A 24,307-nucleotide genomic window follows, 5' to 3' on the forward strand; every position below is an offset into this window, starting at 1 on the left:
TCCGTCATCTCTTCGATCCCCGACCGTGGCGCAGGAGATGGATGGCCTGAGGTTTTGTCCCTGTCGTGGCCGCTTGGCCGCTGATTGAAAGCCGTTGCTGATTCGATATGGCAGCTCTTCGTAGATTGCGGCCCAGGCGGCGCATCAAAAAGGTAACCAGGAAGCGACCGTCGCGCGTCCTGCGTGGCACGTTGTTTTGCTTGGTGAGCGGTGTCGCCATTCTCCTGTGCGTCGCGGCTCTTCGTATTCTGATCAGCCCCATCCTCATTGGCGACATCGCCAATCCGATTGCCGCGCATCTGGCGGAGCGGTTGGGACCTGGCTGGAAAGTCGATCTGGCGGACACCGCCATCACCTATACGCGCCATGGTCCGACCCTGAGGGTGGACAGGATCGATGTGCGCGATCCGCGCGGCCTCAGCCTGCTGAAGGCACAGGAGGCCGAAATTGCTGTTTCTCCGTGGGCATTGCTGCGCGGTGAGATTATCCCGCGCTCGGTGGAACTAAGTGGTCTCGATCTTCGCCTCTTCGTAGCCCGAGACGGTGGCCTCGCCCTGACGGCCGGAGAAGCGGATCCGCCGGAGGTATCTCAACCGGAGCCGTCGGTGCAGGCCCGGCCAGACACGCCTGCCACCACCGGCTCGGTTCCCGACAGGACGACCCTGCCACTGGCCGTTGGAGCCGTTTCCTTCATCGACCTGGTGTCGGGGGGCGATTCGGCGATCGCCGGTGTCGAGCGGGTGCGTCTCTCCGGGGCCAGGCTGACACTGATCGATGATACGCGACGCCAGCGGATCAACTTCGATGACGTTTCGTTCAATGTCGCGCGTCCAGCGCCGGGCGAGCTGCATTTCGGCTTTGGCCTGACAGGCAGGAACGGCCCATGGCAGGTCACGGGCACGGTCATGGGCGCGGCTGCGGGAACGGAGCGGCGCGTGTCGATGACCGTCGAAGACATGCCGGTCTCGGATCTGCTGTTGCTCAACGGCATTCGGACGCCGTTGGTCACGACTGACATGCCGCTCTCCGGCAAGCTCGATCTGACAGTCGCCGCGAACGACACGCTCGCAGCCTTCGACGCGACCTTGAGCGGCGGACGCGGCGTGGTCGTGATGGATGACCCTGACCAGCCCCCAGTAACCGTGGACAGTTTTGCGGTCGCGTCGACGTGGGATGCCGCTGCCGGCGAGCTCGTCATTACCTCGGCCGACCTTCGCGCCGGGCCGTCGCGGTTCACGCTCGCGGGACGGCTGACCCCCGCCGAGGGCGATCAGCTCTGGCGCATGAATCTCTCGGGATCGGGCGCCGCGATCGAGAATCTGACGGACGGCCAGCCTCCCGTACTGATCAACGACATCGCGCTCGCGATGACCGGAGCTGTCGGCGGGGGCGTGAATTTCGAACAAGTCCGCGTATCGGGGAAAGACTACGCCATCTCGCTCTCTGGCTCACTCGGTACGGTTGCCGATCAAGGGGGGCTTAATCTCGACATTTCGGTGCCGAAGGCCCCGGTGCGCTCGGTTCTGCGCTTCTGGCCAGCATTTGTCGCGGCTGACGTCAGGCGCTATCTCGTCGACAACCTGACCGAAGGCACTGTCGAGGGTATGGCTCTCCAGACGAAGCTGACGGGCGAGGAACTGGTCGCGTCGCGCAACAAGAAGCCAATTCCCGACGCCTCGGTTCACCTCGTGTTCGCGATCAATGACGGCACCTTGCTGCCTGCACAGGGATTGCCGCTTCTGACTGGCATGTCGGTCACCGGCCTCGTCACCGGCCTGACGACGCGGATCGAGGTTGCCCAGGCGCAGGTCCAGCTTCCCGCCAACCGTTCGCTCAGCCTCGCCGATGGTGTCTTCGCCGTCGCCGATCATACGCCGCCAGTATTCTCGACGGTCGACTTCAGACTGCGCGGACCGGCCGACGGCCTCATTGCGCTCCTTGGCAGCGATGCGTTGAAGGGGACGGTGCAGATCGACATCGATCCCGCGAAGGTCCGCGGCCAGGCGGACATCAAGGTCTCCCTCGGGATTCCACTCGTCAAGGACATGACAGCCGCCGATGTCAAGGCGACAGCCTCGGGCAACCTCACCAATCTTTCGGTGGATGGCATCAGCGGCAAGGAAAAGCTGGAAAACGCCTCCCTTGCGTTGAATGTCGATACGACCGCGCTCACGCTGAAGGGCACGGGGCAGATCTCCGGCCTTCCCGCGACAATCGACATGCGCCAACTCCTGCGCTCGAGTGCTGGTGAAGTGGCGATTTCGCTCGTCCTCGACGATGCGGCGCGCGCGCGCAAAGGCTTCGATCTGAAGAACAAGCTGCGTGGCCCGATCGGGGTTAAGCTCGTCAAGAGCTTCGATACGAAGGTGCCAACCTCCGTCGATGTCGATCTGGCGCGCGCTTCAATCGACGATCTGCTGCCCGGATGGCGCAAGGCCGCGGGCAAGCCGGGGCGCCTTTCCTTCGCACTCGTGGATGCCGATGGCTACGACTTGCGTGACATCGCGCTCGATGCGGGCGCTCTCGCCAGGGGCACGGCGAAGTTCACGGCGGATGGCGCGCTACGAGAGGCGAGCTTCTCGCAGGTGAAGCTGTCACCGGGTGATGATCTGCGTCTCGACGTGAGCCGCAATCGCAACGCCTACCGTTTGGCGGTCCGGGGCAATGTGCTGGATGCGCGCCCCTTCCTCGCCACGTTGAGTGACGGCTCGAGCGGCGCCGGCGGAGCAGCCGCGGACATCGACCTTGATCTCAGCGTCAACATACTCGCCGGCTACAACGACGAGGTCATTTCCAACGCGAACCTGAAGCTGGCTCGTCGCGGCAAGACGGTCTCCGACCTGGCTCTCAAGGGGCGGCTTGGCAGCGCGCCGATCAGCGGCCAGCTTGGCAACAAGGGCGCGATTTTCGTGGAGACCGGCAATGCTGGATCGGCACTGCGCTTTGCTGATCTCTACAAGCGAATGGCCGGTGGCGCCGCTCATCTCACGCTGTCAGGGGATGACCCGCAAAATGGCGACCTGACAATCTGGGATTTCAGCATCCGTAACGATCAAGGCCTGCAGCGCATCATCGCGGAGACCCCCCAACAGGGGCGTCCCGGGGGTGTTGATCCCTCGGATATCAGCTTCACGAAGCTGAAGGTGAATTTCACGCGCGCGACCGGGCGCATCAATATCCGCGAGGGTGTGGTCTGGGGGCCGACCGTGGGCGTCAGTCTGGAGGGGCATCTCGACACGTCGCGTGACCGGCTCGATCTGTCTGGTACCTACGTGCCTGCCTATGCCTTGAATAATATCTTCAGCCAGCTGCCCATCGTCGGGCTGATCCTTGGTGGCGGGCAGTATGAGGGTCTGTTCGCGGTCAACTTCCGTGTCAGCGGCACGACCGCCAATCCTGTCATGTCGATCAACCCGTTATCGGCGATCGCACCGGGCATCTTCAGGAAGTTCTTCGACCTTGGCCGCGCTGACAGCGGTCGCGCCGAGATTGTTCCGCCCGGCTCGGTTCCTGAGCGCTGAGGGCGCTCGTGGAAATTTCGGCGCCGGGCACGGGCAGTCATCGCCGACGTCCGCTCCCACCTGGACCGCACTCAAGCCATCGGAACCGATCACGCGGCGTCTGGGTCAGTCCACCCAGACTCCGTGTGGCCGCATGGCGGTTCAGGACTGCCGGAGCAGGACGTGCTTTTTGCGTCCAAGGGAGATCTTGATCACTCCGTCGCCGGTCAGATCCGCCGCCGTTAGAACCGCGCGTTCGTCGGTCACGGTTGTATCATTGATACGCAGGCCGCCGCCCTTGATCTGGCGGCGTGCCTCGCCGGTCGAGGCGACAAGCCCGGCGGTGACGGCGGCGTTCAGCACGCCGAGGCCCGCTGCAAGGCTTCCCGGCGGCAGATCGACGCTCGGCAGGGTATCAGCGAGCGCGCCCTCCTCGAAGGTCTTGCGCGCGGTCTCCGCCGCCGCCTCGGCGGCGGCGCGACCGTGGACGATGGCCGTGACCTCGGTCGCCAGGACCTTCTTCGCTTCATTGATCTCGTTGCCGCCGAGCGCCGCCAGCTTGGCGATCTCGTCCAGCGGGAGACGTGTGAAGATCTTCAGGAACTTGCCGACGTCGGCGTCTTCCGTGTTGCGGAAGTACTGCCAGAAATCATAGGCGCTGAAGAGATCGCCATTGAGCCACACGGCGCCCGAAGCCGACTTGCCCATTTTTTCGCCTGAGGCCTTGGTCAACAGGGGCGTTGTCAGGGCATAGAGCTGCGGGCCACCCATTCGATGGCTGAGATCGACACCGTTGATGATATTGCCCCACTGGTCCGACCCACCCATCTGCAAAACCGTGCCGTAGCGCCGGTTGAGCTCGGTAAAGTCGTAGCCCTGCATGATCATGTAGTTGAATTCAAGGAAGCTCAGCGATTGTTCGCGATCGAGACGGAGTTTGACCGAATCGAAGCTCAGCATGCGGTTGACCGAGAAATGCCGGCCGACGTCCCGCAGGAACTCCACATAGTTGAGCTTGAGCAGCCAGTCGGCGTTATTGACCATGGTCGCCGGGTTGGAGCCACCGTAGTTCAGGATGTTCCCGTAGACCCGCTTGATGCTCTCGATATTGGTTTCGATCTGCTCCACGGTCAGAAGCTTGCGCTGATCGTCGCGGAACGAGGGGTCGCCCACCATGGAGGTGCCGCCGCCCATCAGGCTGATCGCCTGGTGGCCCGTTTCCTGCAGCCAATAGAGCATGGTGACCGAGATAAGGTTGCCGATATGGATCGACGTCGCGGTTGCGTCATAGCCGACATAGCCGGAGATGCGGCCCTTGAGAGCAAGGGCGTCGAGCCCTTCCGGGTCCGAGATCTGGTGGATGAAGCCGCGTTCGTCGAGCGTGCGGAGAAAGTCGGAGCGGAAGCGGGTCATGAATTCTCGGGCTTTTATCAAGTGCGGCATCGTCGGCCATCCGTAAGGATGACAGCGTGCCCTGTAGCAGGTTTTTTTTCGAATTTCATGGGGCGCGCGCCAATTGAGGGACGCGGATGCGCCCGGGAATGAAAACGCCCGGCTCGATAGGGCCGGGCGCTGAATTCAGTTCAGGATGATGGCCGGCCTCAGGCCGCGTTCTCCTGGACAGCGCCGAGACGCTTGTCGAGATAGCCGTCGACCGTGGTCATCAATTCCTCGAGCTTGCCCTCGAAGAAATGGTTGGCGCCGTCGACGACCGCGTGCTCGATCTGAATGCCCTTCTGGGTCTTCACCTTCTCGATGACGCTGACGACCTCGCGCAGCGGCGCGACGCGATCCTGCGAGCCGTGGACGAAGAGGCCCGACGACGGGCAGGGCGCCAGAAAGCTGAAGTCATAGCGGTTCGCCATGGCCGCGATCGACAGGAAGCCCTCGATCTCGGGGCGACGCATCAGAAGCTGCATGCCAATCCAGGCGCCGAAGGAAACGCCTGCGATCCAGCAGGTACGGGCTTCGGGATTGACTGACTGCGCCCAGTCAAGCGCTGCCGCCGCATCCGACAACTCGCCTTGGCCGTGATCAAACGCGCCCTGGCTGCGCCCCACGCCACGAAAATTGAAACGAAGAACGGAGAAGCCGCGATTCACATAAGTGTAATAGAGGCTGTACACGATCTGGTTATTCATCGTGCCGCCAAACTGGGGATGCGGGTGCAGCACGATGGCGATTGGCGCACCTTTCTCCTTGGCCGGATGATAGCGGCCTTCTATACGTCCGGCGGGTCCGGTGAAAATAACTTCAGGCATTGGCTCCGACACCATGGCCGTGAGAAGGCATGAGCTCAGCGAGGGACATAAAAGCTGACGTCCCTTGACTTCGTTTGCTGCAGCGCCATAAATCACGGTTAGAATTATTCTAAGGCCTACCGATGCGTGTATCTTGTTATGATACAACCGGACATCGGTAAGGCCGCCCACGCTTTCACGAGCGTATGTAGCACAACGAGGGGGGTTAAAGGCAAGACTTCCATGAAGTGGGCCCTTTTTCCCTGGAAACAAGCATGACGGCGGGTCGAGTTTATCTGGATTACAATGCGTCGGCGCCACTCCGTCCGGAGGTGGTGGAGGCGATGCTGCGTGTCCTCACCACGTCCGGCAATGGCTCCTCGGTCCACCGGGAAGGTCGCGCCGCGCGCGCCGCCATCGAGGAGGCGCGCGGCAAGGCCGCGGCTCTGGTAGGGGCCGAGGCCGCCAAGCTTGTTTTCACGAGCGGCGGCACCGAGGCGAATGTGCTGGCCTTGTCTCCTCATGTGCGGGTCCGCGGTTTCGATGGGCGGAACAAGGATCTCCCGCTGGCCCGTTGCTTCGTCGGCGCAACGGAGCATCCGAGCATTCTCGCCGGCGGGCGATTTCCAGCGGAGGCCGTGGCTGTCGTACCGGTGGATGGCAACGGCGTCGTCGACATCGCCTGGCTGGAGGAACATCTCGACGACAGCGCAGGCCGGCCTTTTGTGTCGCTGCAGATGGCCAATAACGAAACGGGCGTTCTGCAGCCGATCGGTGAGGTGGCGCAGCTCGTGCATGCCGCCGGCGGCATTCTGCATGTCGATGCGGTGCAGGCCGCAGGCAAGATGCCCATCGATTTCTCGACCCTCGGCGCCGACATGCTGAGTTTCTCGGCGCACAAGTTCGGCGGCCCGCAGGGCGCGGGCGCGCTGGTCTACAATCCGGGTATCGATCTCGGGCCCGCGCTCCTGCGTGGTGGCGGACAGGAAGAAGGCCATCGCGCCGGAACGGAGAATCTCGCGGCTATTGTCGGCTTCGGCGCCGCCGCGGCGATCGCATTTGGCGCGATTGATCACTATATGAACGCCATGGCCTTGATGCGCGACCGCGTCGAGCAGGATATGCGGAGTGTGTTGCCGGAGGTCGTCGTCTTCGGAGACGGGGTGGAGCGCCTTGCCAATACCTCGGCCTTCGCCATTCCTGGCGTCAAGGCGGAAACGCTGGTGATGGCCTTTGATCTCGCTGGCGTCGCGGTTTCGTCGGGGTCGGCCTGTTCGTCGGGGAAGGTGCGCCCCTCGCATGTTCTCGCCGCGATGGGCGTTGAACCTGATGTCGCGGAGGGGGCGGTGCGCATCAGTCTTGGCTGGGCGACCCGGGATGAAGACGTCGAACGGTTCGCGGCGGCTTTTGCCAGGGTCACGCGAAGCGTGTTGGCGCGTCGCCAAGGAGAGAGGGCGGCGTAGCGAGGTTGCCCGAGGGCGGGAAGACCCCGGGCTTACGATGACGGGAAACCACGGCCCTTGAAGCCGTGAGAGGAGTTGAGCAATGCCTGCAGTGCAGGAGACCGTCGAACGCGTTAAGGCGATCGACGTTGATCAATACAAATACGGTTTCGAGACCGAGGTCGAGATGGACCTGGCCCCCGTCGGCCTGTCCGAGGACATCGTCCGCCTGATCTCCGCCAAGAAAGGTGATCCTGAGTGGATGACCGAATGGCGGCTCGATGCCTATCGGCGTTGGCTCACCATGCGCGAACCGACCTGGTCGCGCGTGCAATATCCGCCCATCCCCTTCCAGGAACTCCACTACTACGCCGCGCCCAAGAAAAACGCGGCCCCGAAGTCGTTGGACGAGGTCGATCCCGAGATCCTCAAGACCTACGAGAAGCTCGGCATTCCGCTGCGGGAGCAGGAGATCCTCGCCGGTGTCGAGGGTGCCGGCTCGCGCGTCGCCGTCGATGCCGTCTTCGACTCGGTGTCGGTGGTCACAACCTTCAAAGAGGAGCTGAGGAAGGCAGGCGTCATCTTCTGCTCGATCTCGGAGGCCATCCGCGAGCATCCCGAACTGGTGCGCAAGTACCTGGGCTCGGTCGTGCCAGTGACGGATAATTTCTACGCCACGCTCAATTCAGCCGTCTTCACGGACGGCTCGTTCGTCTATGTGCCGGAGGGCGTGCGTTGCCCGATGGAGCTGTCCACCTATTTCCGCATCAATGAGCGCAACACGGGCCAGTTCGAGCGCACGCTGATCATCGCCGACAAGGGTTCCTATGTGAGCTATCTCGAGGGCTGCACGGCGCCGGCGCGCGACGAGAACCAGCTCCACGCGGCCGTGGTCGAGCTGATCGCCCTCGACGATGCCGAGATCAAGTACTCGACGGTGCAGAACTGGTTCCCCGGTGATGCCGAGGGCAAGGGCGGCGTCTACAACTTCGTGACAAAGCGCGGCGATTGCCGGGGCGCGAATTCGAAGATTTCCTGGACGCAGGTGGAGACAGGCTCGGCCATCACCTGGAAATATCCGTCCTGCATCCTGCGCGGCGACAATTCGCGCGGAGAGTTCTACTCGATCGCCATTTCCAACGGCTATCAGCAGGTCGATTCCGGCACCAAGATGATCCATCTCGGCCGCAACACGACGAGCAAGGTGATCTCGAAGGGCATCGCCGCCGGCAAATCGGACAACACCTACCGTGGTCTCGTCTCGGCGCATCGCCGGGCGTCCGGTGCGCGGAACTTCACGAACTGCGACTCGCTGCTCATCGGCGATCAGTGCGGCGCACATACGGTGCCCTACATCGAATCGAAGAACGCTAGCGCGGTCTTCGAGCATGAGGCAACCACCTCCAAGATCTCCGACGATCAGATGTTCTACTGCATGCAGCGCGGGCTCTCCGAGGAGGAGGCCATTGCCCTCATCGTCAATGGCTTCGTCAAGGACGTGCTGCAGCAACTGCCGATGGAATTCGCGGTCGAGGCGCAGAAGCTTATCTCGATCAGTCTGGAGGGGTCGGTCGGCTGACGGATTTTGCCGCGTGGCGGGCGTCGACTGATAGCCCGCTCAGGCAAACAAAAGGCCCTTCACCTCTGTTTATCGTGAACACTCCCTTCCGGTTCGGAGCGGCGCAAAGCGCCTTGAGACAGCCGGAAGCCAATGCGGGATTGGAAGAATGCTTGAGATCAACAACCTGGTCGTCGACATCGAGGACAAGCGTATCCTCAACGGCCTGAGCCTGAAGGTGCACGACGGCGAGGTCGCCGCCATCATGGGTCCCAACGGGTCCGGCAAGTCCACGCTGTCCTACGTCATCGCGGGCAAGGAGGACTACACGGTCCTCGATGGCGAGATCCTGCTCAACGGTGAGAATATCCTCGAGCTCGAACCGTCCGAACGAGCCGCCAAGGGCATCTTCCTGGCCTTCCAGTATCCGCTGGAAATTCCCGGCGTCGCCACCATGACCTTCCTGAAATCGGTGCTGAATGCGCAGCGCAAGGCCCGCGATGAAGAAGAGCTGACCACTCCTGATTTTATGCGACGCGTGAAAAAAGCTGCGGAAACTCTTGAGATCGATCAGGAAATGTTAAAGCGCGCACTCAATGTCGGCTTCTCCGGCGGTGAGAAGAAGCGCATGGAAATTCTCCAGATGGCGCTGCTTGAGCCGAGCTTCTGCATCCTGGACGAGACCGACTCAGGCCTCGACATCGACGCGCTGCGGATCGTCGCCGAAGGCGTCAATGCCCTGCGCGCTGAGGACCGCTCCTTCCTCGTCATCACCCACTATCAGCGCCTCCTGAACTACATCGTGCCCGATACGGTGCATGTCATGTCCAAGGGCAAGGTGGTGCGTTCGGGCGGCAAGGAGCTTGCCCTCGAACTCGAGGCCAACGGCTATGCCGACTACCGCGAACTGGCGGCGTGAGGGAAGGTCATGTCAGTCATCACCCCCATCCGCACGCCGGCTGAGGCAGGCCTGATAGACCTCTACAAGGTCGTCAGGAACACTTTGCCGGGTACACACACCACACTGGAACACCGCGACGAGGCCTTCGCGCTGATTGAAGCGGCGGGTCTCCCGCATCGGCGTGTCGAAGAGTGGAAATACACGGATCTGCGCAGCCTGGTGCAGGAAGCGCCACCACTGGCCGCGCGCCCGCAACTCGCGGAAACGGATCCCGCGATCGCCGGCAGCAAGGCCTTTGCCGCCGTCTCCGGCGCCCGCATCACCTTTGTCAACGGCCATCTCGTCACCACCGAATCGATTCCGGAGGGTGTAGAGATCACATCGCTGGCCGAGGCCCTGTCGAGCGGCCATCCGCTGCTCGCCACGATGGGCGGACCGGATGTCGCCCGGGACAACGCGGCCGTCGCGCTCAATTCGGCCTTCGTCGCCGACGGCGCGATCATCAGCGTTTCTGATGGTGTGAAGCTCGACGCTCCGCTGGTGCTGCGTTTTATCAACGCGGGCTCGAAGGCTTTCGCGACTTCGCCACGCGTCGTTATCTCCGCCGGCGACGACACGGCCTTCACGCTCGTCGAAAGCCACGAGGGGCCGGCAGGCGTCGGCTATCATAGCAATAGCGTGGTCGAGATGGTCGCCGGTTCCTCGGTCGACATCACGCATATCCGGTTAAATGCCGAAGGTGATTGCGCGCTCGCGCTGTCGACCCTGATGGTGACCCTCGGCGCCGAGGCGAAGTTCACGTCGACCGGGGTCGTGGCCGGTGCGCATGTCTCGCGGCACCAGGTGTTTCTGGCCTTCGCCGGCAGGGACAGCGTGGCCACGATCGGTGGTGCGACAATGCTTGCGGGCAAGAGCCTTGCCGATACGACGCTGGTAGTGGATCATATAGTGCCCGGCTGCCAGAGCCGGGAGCTCTTCAAGACGGTAGTCGATGGCGAGGCCACCGGTGTCTTCCAGGGCAAGATCATCGTTCGGCAACATGCGCAGAAGACGGATGGCCAGATGATGTCCGCGGCGCTCCTTCTCTCCGAAGGCGCTGCAATGAATAACAAGCCAGAGTTGGAAATTTTCGCTGACGACGTGGTTTGCGCCCACGGCGCGACATGCGGGCAGCTCGACGACGAGCTGCTTTTCTATCTCATGGCACGTGGCTTGCCACGGCCAGAAGCGGAAGCCCTTCTCGTGCAGGCTTTCCTGGGTGAGGCGCTGGAGCCCATCGCCCTGGACGACGTACGGGAAGAGCTGACGGACCTGGCGGCAAGCTGGCTTGCCGGACGCGCCGGATAGTTCCGGCTGGTACGCGGCCGCCCTTCCGGTGACCCGGAATGGGCTGCGGAGTGGGACAGTGTTGTGCCACTCCGCACGGCGAGCCGCCTGAGCAAGGAAGATGAGGCGAAGGCCATGAATATCGCCGTTGCCAACAATACCTACGATGTCGCGGCGATCCGTCGCGATTTTCCCATCCTCGCGACCGAGGTCCATGGCAGGCCGCTGATCTATCTCGACAGCGCCGCGTCGGCACAGAAGCCGCGTGCGGTGATCGATACGATGGTCAGCTGCATGGAAGGCGGCTACGCGAATGTGCACCGTGGCCTGCACTATCTCGCCAACGCTGCGACGGAGGCTTTCGAGGATGCGCGTGAGGCCGTCCGCGCCTTCGTTAACGCGGAAAGCACCGACGAGATCATCTTCACGCGCTCGGCGACGGAATCGATCAATCTCGTCGCCGCGAGCTTCGGGCGCCTTGCCAATATCGGCGCTGGCGACGAGATCGTCCTGTCGATCGCCGAGCACCATTCGAACATCGTGCCGTGGCATTTCTGGCGGGAACGTAACGGCGCCGTGCTCAAATGGGCTCCGGTCGACGACGATGGCAATTTCCTGATCGATGAATTCGAAAAGCTGCTGACTCCGCGCACCAAAATCGTCGCCATAACCCATATGTCGAACGTGCTGGGCACGGTGATGCCGATCAAGGAGATCGTGCGGCTAGCCCATGCGCGTGGCATTCCGGTGATGGTGGATGGAAGCCAGGGTGCGGTTCACCTGCCGGTCGACGTGCGCGAGCTCGACGCGGATTTCTACGTCTTTACCGGTCACAAGGTTTATGGCCCGACCGGGATCGGCGTGCTTTACGGTAAGCGTGAATGGCTGGAGAAGCTGCCACCTTTCAACGGTGGCGGTGAAATGATCGAGGAAGTGACCCTCGATCGCGTCACCTATAACTCTCCGCCGCATCGGTTCGAGGCCGGCACACCGCCTATCGTTGAGGCGATCGGCCTCGGCGCCGCCGTGCGCTATATCGAGTCGATCGGACGCGGCGCCATTCTCAATCACGAAGACCAGCTGCGAGACTACGCCCATAAAAAGCTCGCCGGCCTGAACTCGATCCGAATCATCGGCAAGGCGCAGTCCAAGGGCGCGATCGTATCCTTCGAGATGAAGGGCGCCCATGCCCATGACGTCGCCACGATCATCGACCGGTCGGGGATAGCGGTCCGCGCGGGCACCCATTGCGCCCAGCCGCTTCTCGCCCGTTTCGGCACCACATCGACCTGCAGGGCCTCGTTCGGCCTCTACAATACCATCGCGGAGATCGACGCCTTCGTTGAGGCGCTCAACAAGGCCGAGCATCTGTTCCTCGACTAGCGGGGAGATGCGCGGGGCACTCCGCGCATTCGTTATCCGATTGAACAGGCGCGCCTAAGCGCCTACATCGGGATTGTGAAACGATAATCTTCGTCGATTCACAATGACCGTTGCCTGTAGAGGATGGACCGTTGACCCAGTCGCCCGCGTCGCCGATTGAGGAAGAAAAGCCCAATGCGCCGGCGGTCGCCGCGCCGTCGGCCTTGCCGGAGGAAGAGGTCGAGCGCCTGGGTGACGAGATCGTCGCCGCGCTCAAGACCGTCTATGATCCGGAAATTCCCGCCGATATCTATGAGCTTGGCCTGATCTACAGGGTTGATATCGCCGACGACAGGCACATCACGATTGACATGACCCTGACAGCGCCTGGCTGCCCGGTGGCCGGCGAAATGCCCGGCTGGGTCGAGAATGCCGTTCTGGCCGTCGGTGGTATCCAGGGTGTCACCGTCAACATGGTCTTTGATCCGCCATGGGATCAGAGCCGAATGTCGGATGAGGCACGCGTCGCGCTCGACATGTGGTAGCGATGCCAGACAAGCCGAAGTCATACAAGCCGAGGCTCGGTCGCATTCTGGAGACCGCGCTTTATGTCGATGACCTCGACCGCGCGGCGTGCTTTTACGGGGACGTGCTCGGTCTCGAGGCCTTGACCAGCGATACGCGTTTCTGCGCCTTCGATGTGGGAGGCGCGAATGTGCTGCTGCTGTTCAAGCGCGGATCGACGCTCGATACCGTGACCTTGCCCGGCGGGACCATTCCTCCCCACGATGGCCATGGGCCGCTCCACATCGCCTTCGCCGTCACCACGGCCGATATGCAGATATGGGAGGAGCGCCTGGCCGCCGCCGGTATCCCGATCGAGGGGCGGACCGAATGGCCCAAGGGCGGCCATAGCATTTACCTGCGCGATCCTGACGGCCATCTCCTGGAACTCGCGACACCCGGCATCTGGGCGAGCTATTGATACGCGCCCCCTCGACCTCGCCGGACAGAATGCCTATCTTTATCCCTGACAGAGAGAATCCCAGGGCCTTGAACCCTGCGTGAGGAGTAATGATGCGATGGGTGCACCTCGCCCGAAGCTGACCGTCATGAGCTTGACAGACGCTGCTGCCACGCGCGTGAAGCATTTGATGGCCAAGGCCAATCCACCAGCTGTCGCCCTTCGTATCGGCGTCAAGAAGGGTGGCTGTGCCGGCATGGAATATACGATGGACTACGCCGATACGCTGAAGCCGGGCGAGGATGTCGTCGAGGACAAGGGTGTCACCATCGCCATCGATCCAAGCGCGGTGCTTTTCCTGCTCGGTACGACGATGGACTTCAAGACCGACAAGATGAGTTCCGGCTTTGTGTTCAACAATCCGAACGAGACGTCAGCCTGTGGCTGTGGCGAGTCCGTCGCCATAACGCCCGCGCGTCCCGAGGCCCTGGCCGGCGCCTTGAGCTAGGGCCTCTGGCGGGCAGGGGACGCAAGCCATGGATGCGGCCGATCTCGGCGACATCTTTCAGGCTTTTGGCCCGGTGCGGGTCAAGCGGATGTTCGGCGGTCAGGGGATCTATCGCGGCGATCTCATGTTCGCGCTTGAAGTCGACAGCACGCTTTTCCTGAAGGTGGACGACGGCAGCAAGCCCTTGTTTGAGGAGGCTGGCGCGTTGCCCTTTTCTTACAAGCGGCAGGACGGGCGCATCGTGGTGATGTCGTTCTGGAGCCTGCCCGATTCAGCGCTCGATGATCCAGCGGAGGCGGCTCGCTGGGCCGAGCTTGCCCTCGCAGCGGCGAAACGCTCTCAAGCCGCATCCCGCGGGCGTGGACGGGCGGGCAGGGGCTCCTGATCTCTTCGGCTGCGGCCTCGTGATGAGATCAAAGCGGCAGTGAGCATCCCATCGGACAAATAAGCCCCTGGATCAAACCGGGGGGCTTTGTTCTGATGGTTTTTCAGTCGTCGGCTACTGTCGCTTTTTTCGGCAAGCGAACTTCCTGTAGGACGAAGGCCGGGACGTGGTCACCGAAGCCTACGAAGCTCGGTCCGTCATCATCATGGCGGCCCCGGCGTCCATCCCCACGCTCATACCGGCCCGAGGCGGGCTTCTCCGTGGTGGGCTTTGAATGGTGAGGGCGGGGCGGCGGGCTGTCAGCGGCTTTCGGGCTTTCGCCCTCGTGCCGACGTCCGCGTTCCTTGCCTCCGGTGGCACCGCTGTCGCGACCACGGCCGTCGCGGGACCGGCGATCCCTGCCGCGTCCCCCACGCCGGGGCTCTTCGTCCTCGGCGTTAGGATCGAGCGGATCGCCTTCCCAGGCGATAGGCTGGCCGGTCATGCTCTCGATCGCGGCCAAGGCCTTCGCATCAGCCGAGGTCACGATCATCGCGGTGTGCCCGGCACGACCGGCGCGGCCCGTGCGGCCGATGCGGTGGACATAATCCTCCGGATGATGGGGCACATCGAAGTTGAAGACGTGGCTGACATCGGGGATATCAAGGCCCCGCGCGGCCACGTCGCTCGCCACGAGCAACTGAACGTCGTTGCTGCGGAAGCGCTCAAGCGCCTGCGTCCGCGAGCGCTGGTCCATGTCACCATGAAGCGCCACGACGCTGAAGCCATGGCGTTCGAGCGAGCGATGCACCACCGCGACGTCGCGCTTGCGGTTGCAAAAGATGATGGCATTCTTCAGGTCCACCGCACCGCGGATGAGGTTGCGCAGAACTTCGCGCTTGTCATGCTGTTCGCGGCCCGACGCCACGAGACGCTGCGTGATGGTACTCGCCGTCGAGGAGGCGCGGGCGACCTCCAACTTCACCGGATTGTGCAGGAAGGTATCGACGAGCCGCTGGATTTCCGGCGGCATGGTGGCCGAAAAGAACAGCGTCTGGCGCGTGAACGGCACCATCCGGCAGATACGCTCGATATCCGGGATGAAGCCCATGTCGAGCATGCGGTCGGCTTCGTCGATGACGAGCACCTCGATGCCCGTGAGGAGAAGCTTACCACGCTCGAAATGATCGAGCAGGCGACCAGGGGTCGCGATCAGCACATCGACGCCACGCGTCAGCTTGGCATCCTGATCGCCGAAGGACACGCCACCGATGATCAGGGCCACATTGAGCTTATGATTCGCGCCGTATTTGATGAAGCTATCCTCCACCTGCGCGGCGAGTTCGCGCGTCGGTTCGAGGATGAGCGTGCGTGGCATTCGCGCACGGGCTCGGCCGCTCTCCAGGAGCGTGAGCATGGGCAGCGTGAAGGCTGCCGTCTTGCCGGTGCCTGTCTGCGCGATACCGAGTACGTCCCGACGCTGCAGGGCATGCGGGATCGCTTGTTCTTGGATAGGGGTAGGCTTCGTGTAACCAGCAGCAGCGACGGCTTGCTGCACCTTGTCACTGAGGCCAAGATCAGAAAATGACATCGTGGTCCGTATGTCGGGGCGCCCGCTCGCGCCAGGATGACACGTGGCTGAGGACGCGGCTGACGCCATCGTCCGCAAAGCTCAGTCCGACGATGGCATTCTGCGCGAACATAGGGAGATCGTGACCAAAGTCAACGGATGGCCTTGACAAATGAAAAGACAAATAGCGGGAAGCCCCTTCCGGACGCCGCCGCCACAGCTCGCACAGGGCAAAAAGCTGTTTTTCCCCCAGATTGTTGGCGACCGGCGAAGCCCGGCAATGATGCCTCAGATATCGAGTTCCGTCGCGAAGGCAGCACGCTCCTGGATGAAGGCGAAGCGCGCCTCGGGCTTGTTGCCCATCAGCCGCTCGACCACGTCGGAGGTCTCGGGCCGGTCCTCATGGGTGACCGAGACGCGCAGCAACATGCGCTTCTTCGGATCCATGGTGGTCTCCTTCAGCTGCGCCGGCATCATCTCACCGAGGCCCTTGAAGCGGCCGATCTCGACCTTGCCCTTCCCCTTGAAGACTGTGCCCATCAGCTCCTGACGATGGGTGTCATCGCGGGCATAGACGGTCTTTCCGCCTTGCGACAGACGGTAGAGCGGCGGCACCGCGAGATAGAGATGCCCCTCATCGATCAGCCGCGGCGTCTGCCGCCAGAAGAAGGTGATGAGGAGCGAGGCGATATGGGCGCCGTCGACATCGGCATCCGTCATCACGATGATCTTCTCGTAGCGGAGGTCATCGTGCCGATAGTGCGAGCCGGATCCACAGCCGAGCGCGAGCAGGAGATCGGCGAGCTGCTGATTCTGGGCGAGCTTCTCGCGCCCCGCCGAAGCGACGTTCAGGATCTTGCCGCGCAGGGGAAGGATGGCCTGCGTCGCGCGGTTGCGCGCCTGCTTGGCGCTGCCGCCGGCCGAATCACCCTCGACAATGAACAGCTCGGAACCGGCCGCGCCCGCATTGCTGCAATCGGCGAGCTTGCCCGGCAGGCGCAGCTTGCGAGTGGCCGTCTTGCGGGCAACTTCCTTTTCCGCACGGCGGCGCAGTCGCTCCTCAGCCCGTTCGATCGCCCAGTCGAGCAGCTTCGTGGCCTGCTGTGGTGCTGCCGCGAGCCAATGATCGAAGGCATCCCGCACAGCGGTCTCGACAATGCGCGCGGCTTCCACGGTCGCGAGCTTGTCTTTCGTCTGCCCCTGAAATTCAGGCTCGCGAATGAACACCGACAGCATCGCAGCGCAACTCACCACCACATCATCAGCCGTCATCTGGGCGGCGCGCTTGGCCTGCCCGACGCGCTCGGCGTGGTCACGTAGGCCACGCAGCAGGGCCGCGCGCAGGCCGTTCTCGTGCGTGCCGCCGTCGCCTGTGGGGATCGTGTTGCAGTAGGATGAGATGAAGCCGTCATCCTGGCTCAGCCAGGCGACGGCCCATTCGAGGGAGCCATGTCCGCCTGGCTTGGTGATCTTGCCGGCGAAAATTTGGTCCGCGACGGTCTCCAGACCGTCGATCTCGCGCGCGAGATAGTCCTTGAGGCCGCCGGGGAACCGGAAAACCGCTTCGGCGGGCACGTTCGTGAGATTGGCCACGAGGGACGGCGCGCAGGACCAGCGGATCTCGACGCCACCGAACAGGTAGGCCTTCGACCGCGCCATCTTGAAGAGGCGGCGGGGGTCAAAATGCGCCTGGGCGCCGAAGATCTGCGGGTCCGGCTTGAAGCGGATCGTGGTCCCACGCCGGTTGGCGACGGGCCCGACGGTTTCAAGGCCAGTCAGGGGCAGGCCCCGCGAGAAAACCTGGCGGTAGAGCGTCTTGCTGCGCGCGACCTCGACCTCGAGCCGTTCCGACAAGGCATTGACGACCGATATACCCACGCCGTGCAGGCCGCCTGAGGTCTCGTAGACCTTGGAGTCGAATTTGCCGCCCGCGTGCAGCGTGGTCATGATCACTTCAAGGGCGGATTTCTCCGGAAATTTCGGATGCGGGTCGATCGGGATACCGCGGCCGTTGTCGGTGACGCGCAGCTCGCCGCTTTCCGTAAGCTCCACCTCGATAAAGGTGGCATGGCCCGCGACAGCCTCATCCATCGCGTTGTCGATCACCTCGGCGAAAAGGTGATGCAGCGCTTTGTCATCCGTGCCGCCGATATACATGCCAGGCCGGCGCCGCACCGGCTCCAGGCCCTCGAGAACCTCAATGGACGCCGCCGTATAACCGCCTTCGCCGGGGGTGAGGGCAGGGGACACGGCTGCTCCCTGGGGCAGGCCCGTCGCTTTCGGTTGCCTCGCGACGGTCTTGCGCTGCGCATTGCCGTCCCGACCGCCGAAAAGATCTGTTGGCTCTGCCATTGTCGCTCTTTGCACTCCAGTTCGTCGAAAGGCCCAGGCTCGGGAATTGTCGCACAAGCCCGCGAGGGCCAGGGTGCGTCTAATCCGCTGCCTGAGACTTATCCACGGGACTTATCTGCCAGTTCTCATAGTCTTCAATGAGAACATACGGGAAACAAACCAATTGGGGACCATCTGTCAAGCCGTCCCCGCGAATCTGGGGCTGCCTGTGATTCGCCTTTCTGCCACCTGCGGGCAAGCCGCTGCCTTCCAACGCATCAAAAACGAGCGTCGCGCCATCGATGTGACGGAACGCACAGCAACAGCGGCGACTTGGCCGCATATTTCGAGGAGCGGACCTGAACAAATCGGGGGCAAAACCGCGATCGGGAAGGATTTGCGATGCCGCTGGCAGCTTCTGCGAGGATCTAGTCGGGTTTTGTAACAAAATCGTCAGAGTAGCATTGCGTTAACCGTGAACGCGCAGATTGGCACGATCAAGGAGGTCAAGACCGTGCTCTCGTTCGTCATGATGAATTCGACGCGCCATATCAGTAAGAGAACAGATCGGAATGGATCGGCCGTGCGGGCGATCACGTGGTCCGATGATACCACTGGCGACATAAACTATCGGCCGGCTGTTCGCGAGTTCAGCACAGAGATCTTCGCGCTTCTGGCATGGCTTTCCGCCAGTGCCTGCGCTGCAACCGCGCTTTTGCTGTTCTTCTAGGGGCGTCATCAGAAAGCTGTGTCGGCGTCGTCGCTGCTGGATCACCAGTTGCTGGATGATGGGAATAGCGTTCCGGTGTCTTCAGCCGAGGCGCCAATCATTCCTCTTTCCTGTCGGCGTTTCCGTTGTTTCCAGCGGCCGGCGGTCCCACGAAGTCATGCCGCCCGGCACGGCGCGGGGAGATCCGGCCCAAGACGCGCTCGACGGCGGCCTCGATCGGGCGCCCGGAGAGCAACAGCACCATCGCGACCGTGACAGCCGTGACGACCAGATGCCAATTGCCCAGCCCGCACACGATACCCGCGGCTGCGGTCACCCAGACGGACGCCGCGGTCGTCAATCCCTGGACGGAGCCGGTTGCCCGATCATGAAGGATGGCACCGGCGCCGATGAAACCGATGCCTGTCAGCACGCCTTGTATGAGCCCTTGGACGACACGGCTGAGAGCGTCGGGCTGATCGCTGAGCGGCTCGAATTCGAGCGTACCGATCGTGACAAGGGCTGTCGCAAGTCCCACAAGGCCAAGCGTGCGCATGCCGGTCGGCTTGTTTTCAAGATCCCGGTTGAGACCGATGATCATGCCGATCAGGGTTGCCGCGCCAAGACGTAGGAACTGGTCGATGATGTCGGGGTGCATGGACGGCTCCGGGGGCTTCCACCACCTAAAGCGCGACCCTGCGGATTGTTCCTTGGTGGCGATGATTCCCACCGCCTCCAAGAAAATCCCCTATTCCTTGGCGCGAGCGAAGCGACCTGCCGCACGGGGATGCCCACGCGATCCAGCGAGGGCGTAGCGTGGCGGCTGATAGTGGTCCACGGCGGCGTGAGACCCTGGAAAATGGGTTTCGGCCAGATCCTGGCGCACAAAGAAGGCGTTGATCCCCATGAGATCGCAGCCCACGAGCGCCATCCCCTTCTCCCTCCCTATCTTGTCCAGAGAGAGCAATGACGCACCAAAATAGCTTGAGCCTTCCCATGCGGAGTTAGGATCATACGCGACCTCGAACGCGACTTCCGGGGGGAAGCTCGCGTTGTATTCCAGGCAAGCAACACGGGACCGGAGCGCCATCGCGCGCCAGACGTGGGAGGTGTTCATATCGATATCGAGCGAAAGAAAATCGATCTCGCCTGACAGGCCGCAGCGGCTGACAACCTCGTCGACGGTTTCAGCCGTGATCGCTTCCTCGATCAGGATAAGTCGGCCGTCCGCCAGATAGTCGGCAAGCCTGTGCTTAATCGCTGCCACGGCCGCTGGATCACACTCCACCCAAGCGCCGCGCCAGCCGAGTTCAAGCAGAAGGCGGGTATTGTTTTCAGTACCATCGCCGACGCCAATCTCGAGGAAGCGCTTCTGACCGGAGCCAATCCGCTCAAAAATCGCTGAAAGGACAGCGTCCTCATAATTCTGTGAAAATGTGTTCGTCTTCGCGCCAAGGACAGGCCGCCCGGCACTGGCATTCACGATGTCTGTGGAGACCACGCGCATGAGACCGTTGAGATAAGCGAGCTCCGCGCAGGTCTTCTCCTGCAGAAAACGCTGCGCCTGCGCTTGCTCCACCTGTGCGGCGCTGTTCTGCGCGAGGGCTTCGAGAAGCCTCTCCAAACGCTCGACGCGCGCGCCGAGGTCCTTGAACTCGCTGCGTGTGGCGACATGATCGGCCGCACCCGCTCCCACGAGCCAACCGATTGAACGAAGAAGACGCTTCAGCATGGTTCCTCCCGCTGGGAAGCGGCATAGACGCGGGCGATGCCGAGGGTCAACCGCAAAGGCCGCGCTCAACGGAAAAAGGCCGGAGCGAACCCCGGCCTTCTGGCATCTGCGATGATGACGGGCTTTTCATCCCGCCATCAACAGCGATCAGACGCTGTAGTACATGTCGAACTCAACGGGATGCGGCGTGTGCTCGAAGCGGATCACGTCCTGCATCTTGAGCTCGATGTAAGAGTCGATGAAGTCGTCGCTGAAGACGCCGCCGGCCTTCAGGAACGCCCGATCCTTATCGAGATGGCCGAGCGCTTCACGCAGGCTTGCCGACACGGTCGGGATCTTCTTCAGCTCACGCGGCGGCAGGTCGTAGAGATCCTTGTCCATGGCCGCGCCCGGATCGATCTTGTTGATGATGCCGTCAAGTCCGGCCATCAGCAGGGCCGCGAAGCCGAGATAAGGATTCGCCGTCGGATCGGGGAAGCGGATCTCGACGCGCTTGGCCTTCGGCGAAGCCGTCCACGGAATACGGCAGGACGCGGAGCGGTTGCGCGAGGAGTAGGCGAGCAGCACCGGCGCCTCGAAGCCCGGGACGAGACGCTTGTAGGAGTTCGTCGACGGGTTTGTGAAGGCGTTGATGGCCTTGGCGTGCTTGATGATGCCGCCGATGTACCACAGGCATTCCTGGCTGAGGTCGGCATATTTGTTGCCGGCGAAGACCGGCTTGCCATCCTTCCAGATCGACTGATGGACGTGCATGCCCGAGCCATTGTCGCCATAGACCGGCTTCGGCATGAAGGTCGCCGACTTGCCGTAGCTGTTGGCGACATTGTGGATGCAGTATTTGTAGATCTGCATCTGGTCGCCCATGTGCGTCAGCGTGTCGAACTTCATGCCGAGTTCGTGCTGGGCGGAGGCCACCTCATGGTGGTGCTTCTCCACCTTCACGCCCATGGAGGCCATGGCCGCGAGCATCTCGCCGCGCATGTCCTGGGCGCTGTCCAGAGGGGGAACCGGGAAGTAACCGCCCTTCACGGGAATGCGATGGCCCATGTTGCCACCTTCATATTCCGTGTCGCCGTTCGAGGGCAGCTCGGTGGCGTCCAGCTTGAAGCCGGTGTTGTAGGGCGTCGAAGAGAAGCGAACGTCGTCGAAGACAAAGAACTCGGCTTCCGGACCGACGAAGATCGTGTCGCCGATCTTCGTCGACTGCAGGAAGGCCTCGGCCTTCTTGGCGATGCCGCGCGGATCGCGGCCGTAGGATTCGCCAGTGGTCGGCTCGAGGATGTCGCAGACGATCGACAGCGTGGGGGCCGCGAAGAACGGGTCGAGCTGAGCCGTGGTCGGATCAGGCATCAGGAGCATGTCCGACTCGTTGATGGCCTTCCACCCGGCGATCGACGAGCCGTCGAACATCGTGCCTTCGGCGAAGATATCTTCGTCGATCATCGACACATCGAAAGTAACGTGCTGCCACTTGCCGCGCGGGTCGGTGAAGCGGAAATCGACGTACTTGATGTCCTGCTCTTTGATCGCCTTCAGCACATCCTGGGCGCTCTTCATCATTTGTTCCTCGTGTTGCACAAACGTCATTAACCCGCGCTCGCGGCGCTCGCAGGTTGTTTCAGATCAAATCGCGTCGAGACCGGTTTCCCCCGTTCGGATGCGAATTGCCTCCTCGACGCTGGATACAAAAATCTTGCCATCTCCGATCCGGCCTGTCTGGGCGGCCTTGCGGATCGCCTCGACAGCCTGATCGACCATATCGTCGGCAAGGACGATCTCGATCTTCACTTTGGGCAGGAAATCAACGACGTATTCGGCGCCGCGGTACAGCTCCGTATGGCCCTTCTGCCGGCCGAAGCCCTTGGCCTCGATGACAGTTATGCCCTGCAAGCCAAGATCCTGCAGCGCTTCCTTTACCTCGTCGAGCTTGAAGGGCTTGATGATCGCATCAATTCTCTTCATCCGTCGTGGCTCCCCTGTGCTGCCTAGCTTCCGATGCCGAACGTACCTAGACGGCTCTTACCATCAATGGGCCGGTGGCGGCCATGTCGAAGTTTCTGGAACGGGCCTTTGGCTGCCGCAATATTCATCATCAATCAGCATAAAAAATATGCACATGACTTCTTTTTGATCTTCAGTTGTCGTGGAGCTGAAAAACTTGACAGATACTGCCTTGGGAAATGCCATGAATTGCCTTGAGAATTGCCCGTGGCTGTCGGGTGAGCCTGTTATCCTTGCCATGGAGCCAAGGACTCCACGGCCTCATGAGTGACCGGCGAGGGGAATGATGTACGAGATTCTCACCAATGCCGCTGTGCGCGAGGCCGATCAGCGCACGATTGCCGCAGGGGTTCCCGGCTGGGAGTTGATGGAGCGGGCAGGGCGCGCCGTCGCGCACCAGGCAGCCGAGCACCTGCCGGCTGGGCGACGGGTGGTCGTCGTCTGTGGCCCAGGCAACAACGGTGGTGACGGCTTCGTCGCCGCGCGGATTCTAGCCGAGGAGGGATATCGGGTCTCGCTTCATCTGCTCGGCTCACGGAGTGCGCTCAGCGGTGATGCGGCCTGGGCGGCGGGTACCTGGAGCGGGGAGGTCAGCCCCCTTGCAGCGATGGATCTCGCGGGGGCAGCCCTCGTCATCGATGCGCTGTTCGGGACCGGGCTTTCGCGTGATCTAGACGGGGAGTCCGCCATCGCCATCAGGGCGATCAACGCGTCGAAGGTCCGCGTGGTCTCGGCTGATATCCCATCCGGGATCGACGGCGATACCGGCGCGGTGCGCGGGGTCGCCGTCATGGCGCATGAGACGGTGACCTTCGCGCGGCGCAAGCCCGGCCATCTCCTTCTGCCCGGCCGGCTGCACTGCGGATCGGTTACTGTCGCCGACATCGGCATCAGCGACGGGACCATCGCCGCGCTTGCCTCGCCCTATGCCGCGAACGCGCCGGGGCTGTGGTTGCCTGCCTATCACCGGCCGGAGGCTGCCGGCCACAAATACGGGCGAGGCCATGCGATTGTCGTCTCCGGTGGCATTGCCACAACCGGCGCGGCCCGGCTTGCCGCGCGGGCCGCGCTGCGTGTCGGGGCAGGGCTCGTCACCGTCGCCTCCCCCCCAGCGGCCCTCGCGGTCAACGCGGCCCATCTCACAGCGATCATGGTCAGGCCAGTCGAGGGTCCCAGCGGGCTCGAAACACTGCTGTCCGATGAGCGCCTCAATGCGCTGGCTATCGGGCCGGGGGCTGGCGTGGGTGAGGATACACGCGGGCTGGTAAGGGTCGCTGCGGAGGCGGGGCGGGCACTTGTCATCGATGCCGATGGGCTGACGAGCTTTGCTGTCGACGGTTCGGCTGGCCTCGCCGCCTTGGCATCGCTCATCCATGCTAAAGCGAAGCCCACCGTGCTGACGCCACATGATGGCGAGTTTTCGCGTCTTTTCAAAGATGTACGAGAGATTTCCGAAGCTCCTTCAAAGCTTCAGCGCGCGGTCGCGGCAGCGCGCCATACCGGCGCCGTCATTGTCCTGAAGGGGGCCGATACGGTGATCGCGAGCCCTGACGGGCGGGCGGTCATCAACGACAACGGCACGCCCTGGCTGGCGACCGCGGGAACCGGTGACGTGCTCACCGGCTTCATCACCGGGCTTCTGGCGCAGGGCATGCCCGGCCGCGAGGCGGCCGCCGCCGGCGTCTGGTTGCACGGGGCCGCGGCTCGCGCCTTCGGTCCTGGCCTTATCGCGGAGGATCTGCCAGAGATTTTGCCCACTGTGCTCAAGCGGCTTCTCGATCCCAGCGGGCGAGCATAGA

The 24,307-nt window shown here is 62.6% G+C and carries 21 protein-coding genes; 12 read left to right on the forward strand and 9 right to left on the reverse strand.

The window, feature by feature from the left end; genetic code table 11:
* Positions 1-203 precede the first annotated feature (203 nt).
* A complete protein-coding gene (locus KIO74_RS32405; RefSeq protein WP_213330962.1) occupies positions 204-3,521 on the forward strand; it encodes a YhdP family protein in 3,318 nt (1,105 codons plus the stop codon).
* A gap of 141 nt (positions 3,522-3,662) precedes the next feature.
* On the opposite strand, the gene tyrS is transcribed toward KIO74_RS32405, so the two are convergent.
* Complete coding sequence (gene tyrS / locus KIO74_RS04900) at positions 3,663-4,913, reverse strand: tyrosine--tRNA ligase (RefSeq protein ID WP_213330963.1); 1,251 nt, start codon at positions 4,911-4,913, stop codon at positions 3,663-3,665.
* A gap of 188 nt (positions 4,914-5,101) precedes the next feature.
* Entirely contained in the window at positions 5,102-5,761 is a 660-nt protein-coding gene (locus KIO74_RS04905; RefSeq protein WP_213330964.1) for an alpha/beta hydrolase, read from the reverse strand.
* Between the two features lie 254 nt (positions 5,762-6,015).
* Here KIO74_RS04905 and KIO74_RS04910 point away from each other — a divergent pair, with 254 nt between their 5' ends.
* The 9 genes from KIO74_RS04910 to KIO74_RS04950 all read left to right on the forward strand — a co-directional run bounded on the left by KIO74_RS04910 (position 6,016) and on the right by KIO74_RS04950 (position 14,186).
* Positions 6,016-7,203 (forward strand): cysteine desulfurase family protein, encoded by a 1,188-nt coding sequence (locus KIO74_RS04910; RefSeq protein ID WP_213330965.1) that lies wholly within the window; start codon positions 6,016-6,018, stop codon positions 7,201-7,203.
* Between the two features lie 82 nt (positions 7,204-7,285).
* Positions 7,286-8,761 carry a Fe-S cluster assembly protein SufB gene (sufB, locus tag KIO74_RS04915; protein WP_213330966.1) on the forward strand — a complete coding sequence of 492 codons (1,476 nt, stop codon included), beginning with the start codon at positions 7,286-7,288 and terminating at the stop codon, positions 8,759-8,761.
* A gap of 148 nt (positions 8,762-8,909) precedes the next feature.
* A complete protein-coding gene (gene sufC, locus KIO74_RS04920; RefSeq protein ID WP_213330967.1) occupies positions 8,910-9,659 on the forward strand; it encodes a Fe-S cluster assembly ATPase SufC in 750 nt (249 codons plus the stop codon).
* Between the two features lie 9 nt (positions 9,660-9,668).
* Positions 9,669-10,988, forward strand: a complete 1,320-nt coding sequence (gene sufD, locus KIO74_RS04925; RefSeq protein ID WP_213330968.1) for a Fe-S cluster assembly protein SufD — start codon at positions 9,669-9,671, stop codon at positions 10,986-10,988.
* Positions 10,989-11,102: 114 nt separating this feature from the next.
* The gene (locus KIO74_RS04930) at positions 11,103-12,350 is read left to right on the forward strand and encodes a cysteine desulfurase (protein ID WP_213330969.1); all 1,248 of its coding nucleotides are present in this window, start codon (positions 11,103-11,105) and stop codon (positions 12,348-12,350) included.
* Between the two features lie 155 nt (positions 12,351-12,505).
* Positions 12,506-12,874, forward strand: a complete 369-nt coding sequence (locus KIO74_RS04935; RefSeq protein WP_291979004.1) for an SUF system Fe-S cluster assembly protein — start codon at positions 12,506-12,508, stop codon at positions 12,872-12,874.
* Positions 12,875-12,876: 2 nt separating this feature from the next.
* Positions 12,877-13,314, forward strand: a complete 438-nt coding sequence (locus KIO74_RS04940; protein WP_213330971.1) for a VOC family protein — start codon at positions 12,877-12,879, stop codon at positions 13,312-13,314.
* A 97-nt stretch (positions 13,315-13,411) separates the two neighbouring features.
* Positions 13,412-13,801, forward strand: a complete 390-nt coding sequence (locus KIO74_RS04945) for a HesB/IscA family protein (RefSeq protein ID WP_213330972.1) — start codon at positions 13,412-13,414, stop codon at positions 13,799-13,801.
* A gap of 28 nt (positions 13,802-13,829) precedes the next feature.
* Positions 13,830-14,186 carry a TfoX/Sxy family protein gene (locus KIO74_RS04950; protein WP_213330973.1) on the forward strand — a complete coding sequence of 119 codons (357 nt, stop codon included), beginning with the start codon at positions 13,830-13,832 and terminating at the stop codon, positions 14,184-14,186.
* 103 nt (positions 14,187-14,289) lie between these two features.
* Here the strand turns inward: KIO74_RS04950 and KIO74_RS04955 are convergent, their stop codons facing one another.
* The 3 genes from KIO74_RS04955 to parE all read right to left on the reverse strand — a co-directional run bounded on the left by KIO74_RS04955 (position 14,290) and on the right by parE (position 18,087).
* Entirely contained in the window at positions 14,290-15,756 is a 1,467-nt protein-coding gene (locus KIO74_RS04955; RefSeq protein WP_213330974.1) for a DEAD/DEAH box helicase, read from the reverse strand.
* Positions 15,743-15,868 (reverse strand): hypothetical protein, encoded by a 126-nt coding sequence (locus KIO74_RS32155; RefSeq protein WP_283772116.1) that lies wholly within the window; start codon positions 15,866-15,868, stop codon positions 15,743-15,745. Before KIO74_RS32155 ends, KIO74_RS04955 begins: the two co-directional genes overlap by 14 nt.
* A 155-nt stretch (positions 15,869-16,023) precedes the next feature.
* Positions 16,024-18,087 carry a DNA topoisomerase IV subunit B gene (gene parE, locus KIO74_RS04960; protein WP_213330975.1) on the reverse strand — a complete coding sequence of 688 codons (2,064 nt, stop codon included), beginning with the start codon at positions 18,085-18,087 and terminating at the stop codon, positions 16,024-16,026.
* Positions 18,088-18,541: 454 nt separating this feature from the next.
* Here parE and KIO74_RS04965 point away from each other — a divergent pair, with 454 nt between their 5' ends.
* Positions 18,542-18,796 (forward strand): hypothetical protein, encoded by a 255-nt coding sequence (locus KIO74_RS04965; RefSeq protein ID WP_213330976.1) that lies wholly within the window; start codon positions 18,542-18,544, stop codon positions 18,794-18,796.
* Between the two features lie 97 nt (positions 18,797-18,893).
* On the opposite strand, the gene KIO74_RS04970 is transcribed toward KIO74_RS04965, so the two are convergent.
* The 4 genes from KIO74_RS04970 to KIO74_RS04985 all read right to left on the reverse strand — a co-directional run bounded on the left by KIO74_RS04970 (position 18,894) and on the right by KIO74_RS04985 (position 22,469).
* Entirely contained in the window at positions 18,894-19,433 is a 540-nt protein-coding gene (locus KIO74_RS04970) for an MgtC/SapB family protein (protein ID WP_213330977.1), read from the reverse strand.
* Positions 19,434-19,523: 90 nt separating this feature from the next.
* On the reverse strand, positions 19,524-20,507 hold the full coding sequence (locus tag KIO74_RS04975) for a hypothetical protein (RefSeq protein ID WP_213330978.1): 984 nt from the start codon (positions 20,505-20,507) through the stop codon (positions 19,524-19,526).
* Positions 20,508-20,654: 147 nt separating this feature from the next.
* A complete protein-coding gene (glnA, locus tag KIO74_RS04980; RefSeq protein WP_213334230.1) occupies positions 20,655-22,064 on the reverse strand; it encodes a type I glutamate--ammonia ligase in 1,410 nt (469 codons plus the stop codon).
* 66 nt (positions 22,065-22,130) lie between these two features.
* Complete coding sequence (locus tag KIO74_RS04985; RefSeq protein WP_213330979.1) at positions 22,131-22,469, reverse strand: P-II family nitrogen regulator; 339 nt, start codon at positions 22,467-22,469, stop codon at positions 22,131-22,133.
* 325 nt (positions 22,470-22,794) lie between these two features.
* Between KIO74_RS04985 and KIO74_RS04990 the strand changes: the two genes are divergently transcribed.
* Positions 22,795-24,306: an NAD(P)H-hydrate dehydratase gene (locus KIO74_RS04990; protein ID WP_213334233.1), complete on the forward strand. Its 1,512-nt coding sequence runs from the start codon at positions 22,795-22,797 to the stop codon at positions 24,304-24,306.
* Position 24,307 lies beyond the last annotated feature (1 nt).

Origin of the sequence: Chelatococcus sp. HY11 (assembly GCF_018398335.1) — a bacterium.
Classification (GTDB): Bacteria; Pseudomonadota; Alphaproteobacteria; order Rhizobiales; family Beijerinckiaceae; genus Chelatococcus.

Bases quoted from the DNA above. Each gene is read 5' to 3' on its own strand.
- tyrS (WP_213330963.1), bottom strand. From the start codon at position 4,913: ATGACCCGCTTCCGCTCCGACTTTCTCCGCACGCTCGACGAACGCGGC.
- KIO74_RS04905 (WP_213330964.1), bottom strand. From the start codon at position 5,761: ATGCCTGAAGTTATTTTCACCGGACCCGCCGGACGTATAGAAGGCCGC.
- KIO74_RS04910 (WP_213330965.1), top strand. From the start codon at position 6,016: ATGACGGCGGGTCGAGTTTATCTGGATTACAATGCGTCGGCGCCACTC.
- sufB (WP_213330966.1), top strand. From the start codon at position 7,286: ATGCCTGCAGTGCAGGAGACCGTCGAACGCGTTAAGGCGATCGACGTT.
- sufC (WP_213330967.1), top strand. From the start codon at position 8,910: ATGCTTGAGATCAACAACCTGGTCGTCGACATCGAGGACAAGCGTATC.
- sufD (WP_213330968.1), top strand. From the start codon at position 9,669: ATGTCAGTCATCACCCCCATCCGCACGCCGGCTGAGGCAGGCCTGATA.
- KIO74_RS04930 (WP_213330969.1), top strand. From the start codon at position 11,103: ATGAATATCGCCGTTGCCAACAATACCTACGATGTCGCGGCGATCCGT.
- KIO74_RS04940 (WP_213330971.1), top strand. From the start codon at position 12,877: ATGCCAGACAAGCCGAAGTCATACAAGCCGAGGCTCGGTCGCATTCTG.
- KIO74_RS04945 (WP_213330972.1), top strand. From the start codon at position 13,412: ATGGGTGCACCTCGCCCGAAGCTGACCGTCATGAGCTTGACAGACGCT.
- KIO74_RS04950 (WP_213330973.1), top strand. From the start codon at position 13,830: ATGGATGCGGCCGATCTCGGCGACATCTTTCAGGCTTTTGGCCCGGTG.
- KIO74_RS04955 (WP_213330974.1), bottom strand. From the start codon at position 15,756: ATGTCATTTTCTGATCTTGGCCTCAGTGACAAGGTGCAGCAAGCCGTC.
- KIO74_RS32155 (WP_283772116.1), bottom strand. From the start codon at position 15,868: ATGTTCGCGCAGAATGCCATCGTCGGACTGAGCTTTGCGGACGATGGC.
- parE (WP_213330975.1), bottom strand. From the start codon at position 18,087: ATGGCAGAGCCAACAGATCTTTTCGGCGGTCGGGACGGCAATGCGCAG.
- KIO74_RS04970 (WP_213330977.1), bottom strand. From the start codon at position 19,433: ATGCACCCCGACATCATCGACCAGTTCCTACGTCTTGGCGCGGCAACC.
- KIO74_RS04975 (WP_213330978.1), bottom strand. From the start codon at position 20,507: ATGCTGAAGCGTCTTCTTCGTTCAATCGGTTGGCTCGTGGGAGCGGGT.
- glnA (WP_213334230.1), bottom strand. From the start codon at position 22,064: ATGAAGAGCGCCCAGGATGTGCTGAAGGCGATCAAAGAGCAGGACATC.
- KIO74_RS04985 (WP_213330979.1), bottom strand. From the start codon at position 22,469: ATGAAGAGAATTGATGCGATCATCAAGCCCTTCAAGCTCGACGAGGTA.
- KIO74_RS04990 (WP_213334233.1), top strand. From the start codon at position 22,795: ATGTACGAGATTCTCACCAATGCCGCTGTGCGCGAGGCCGATCAGCGC.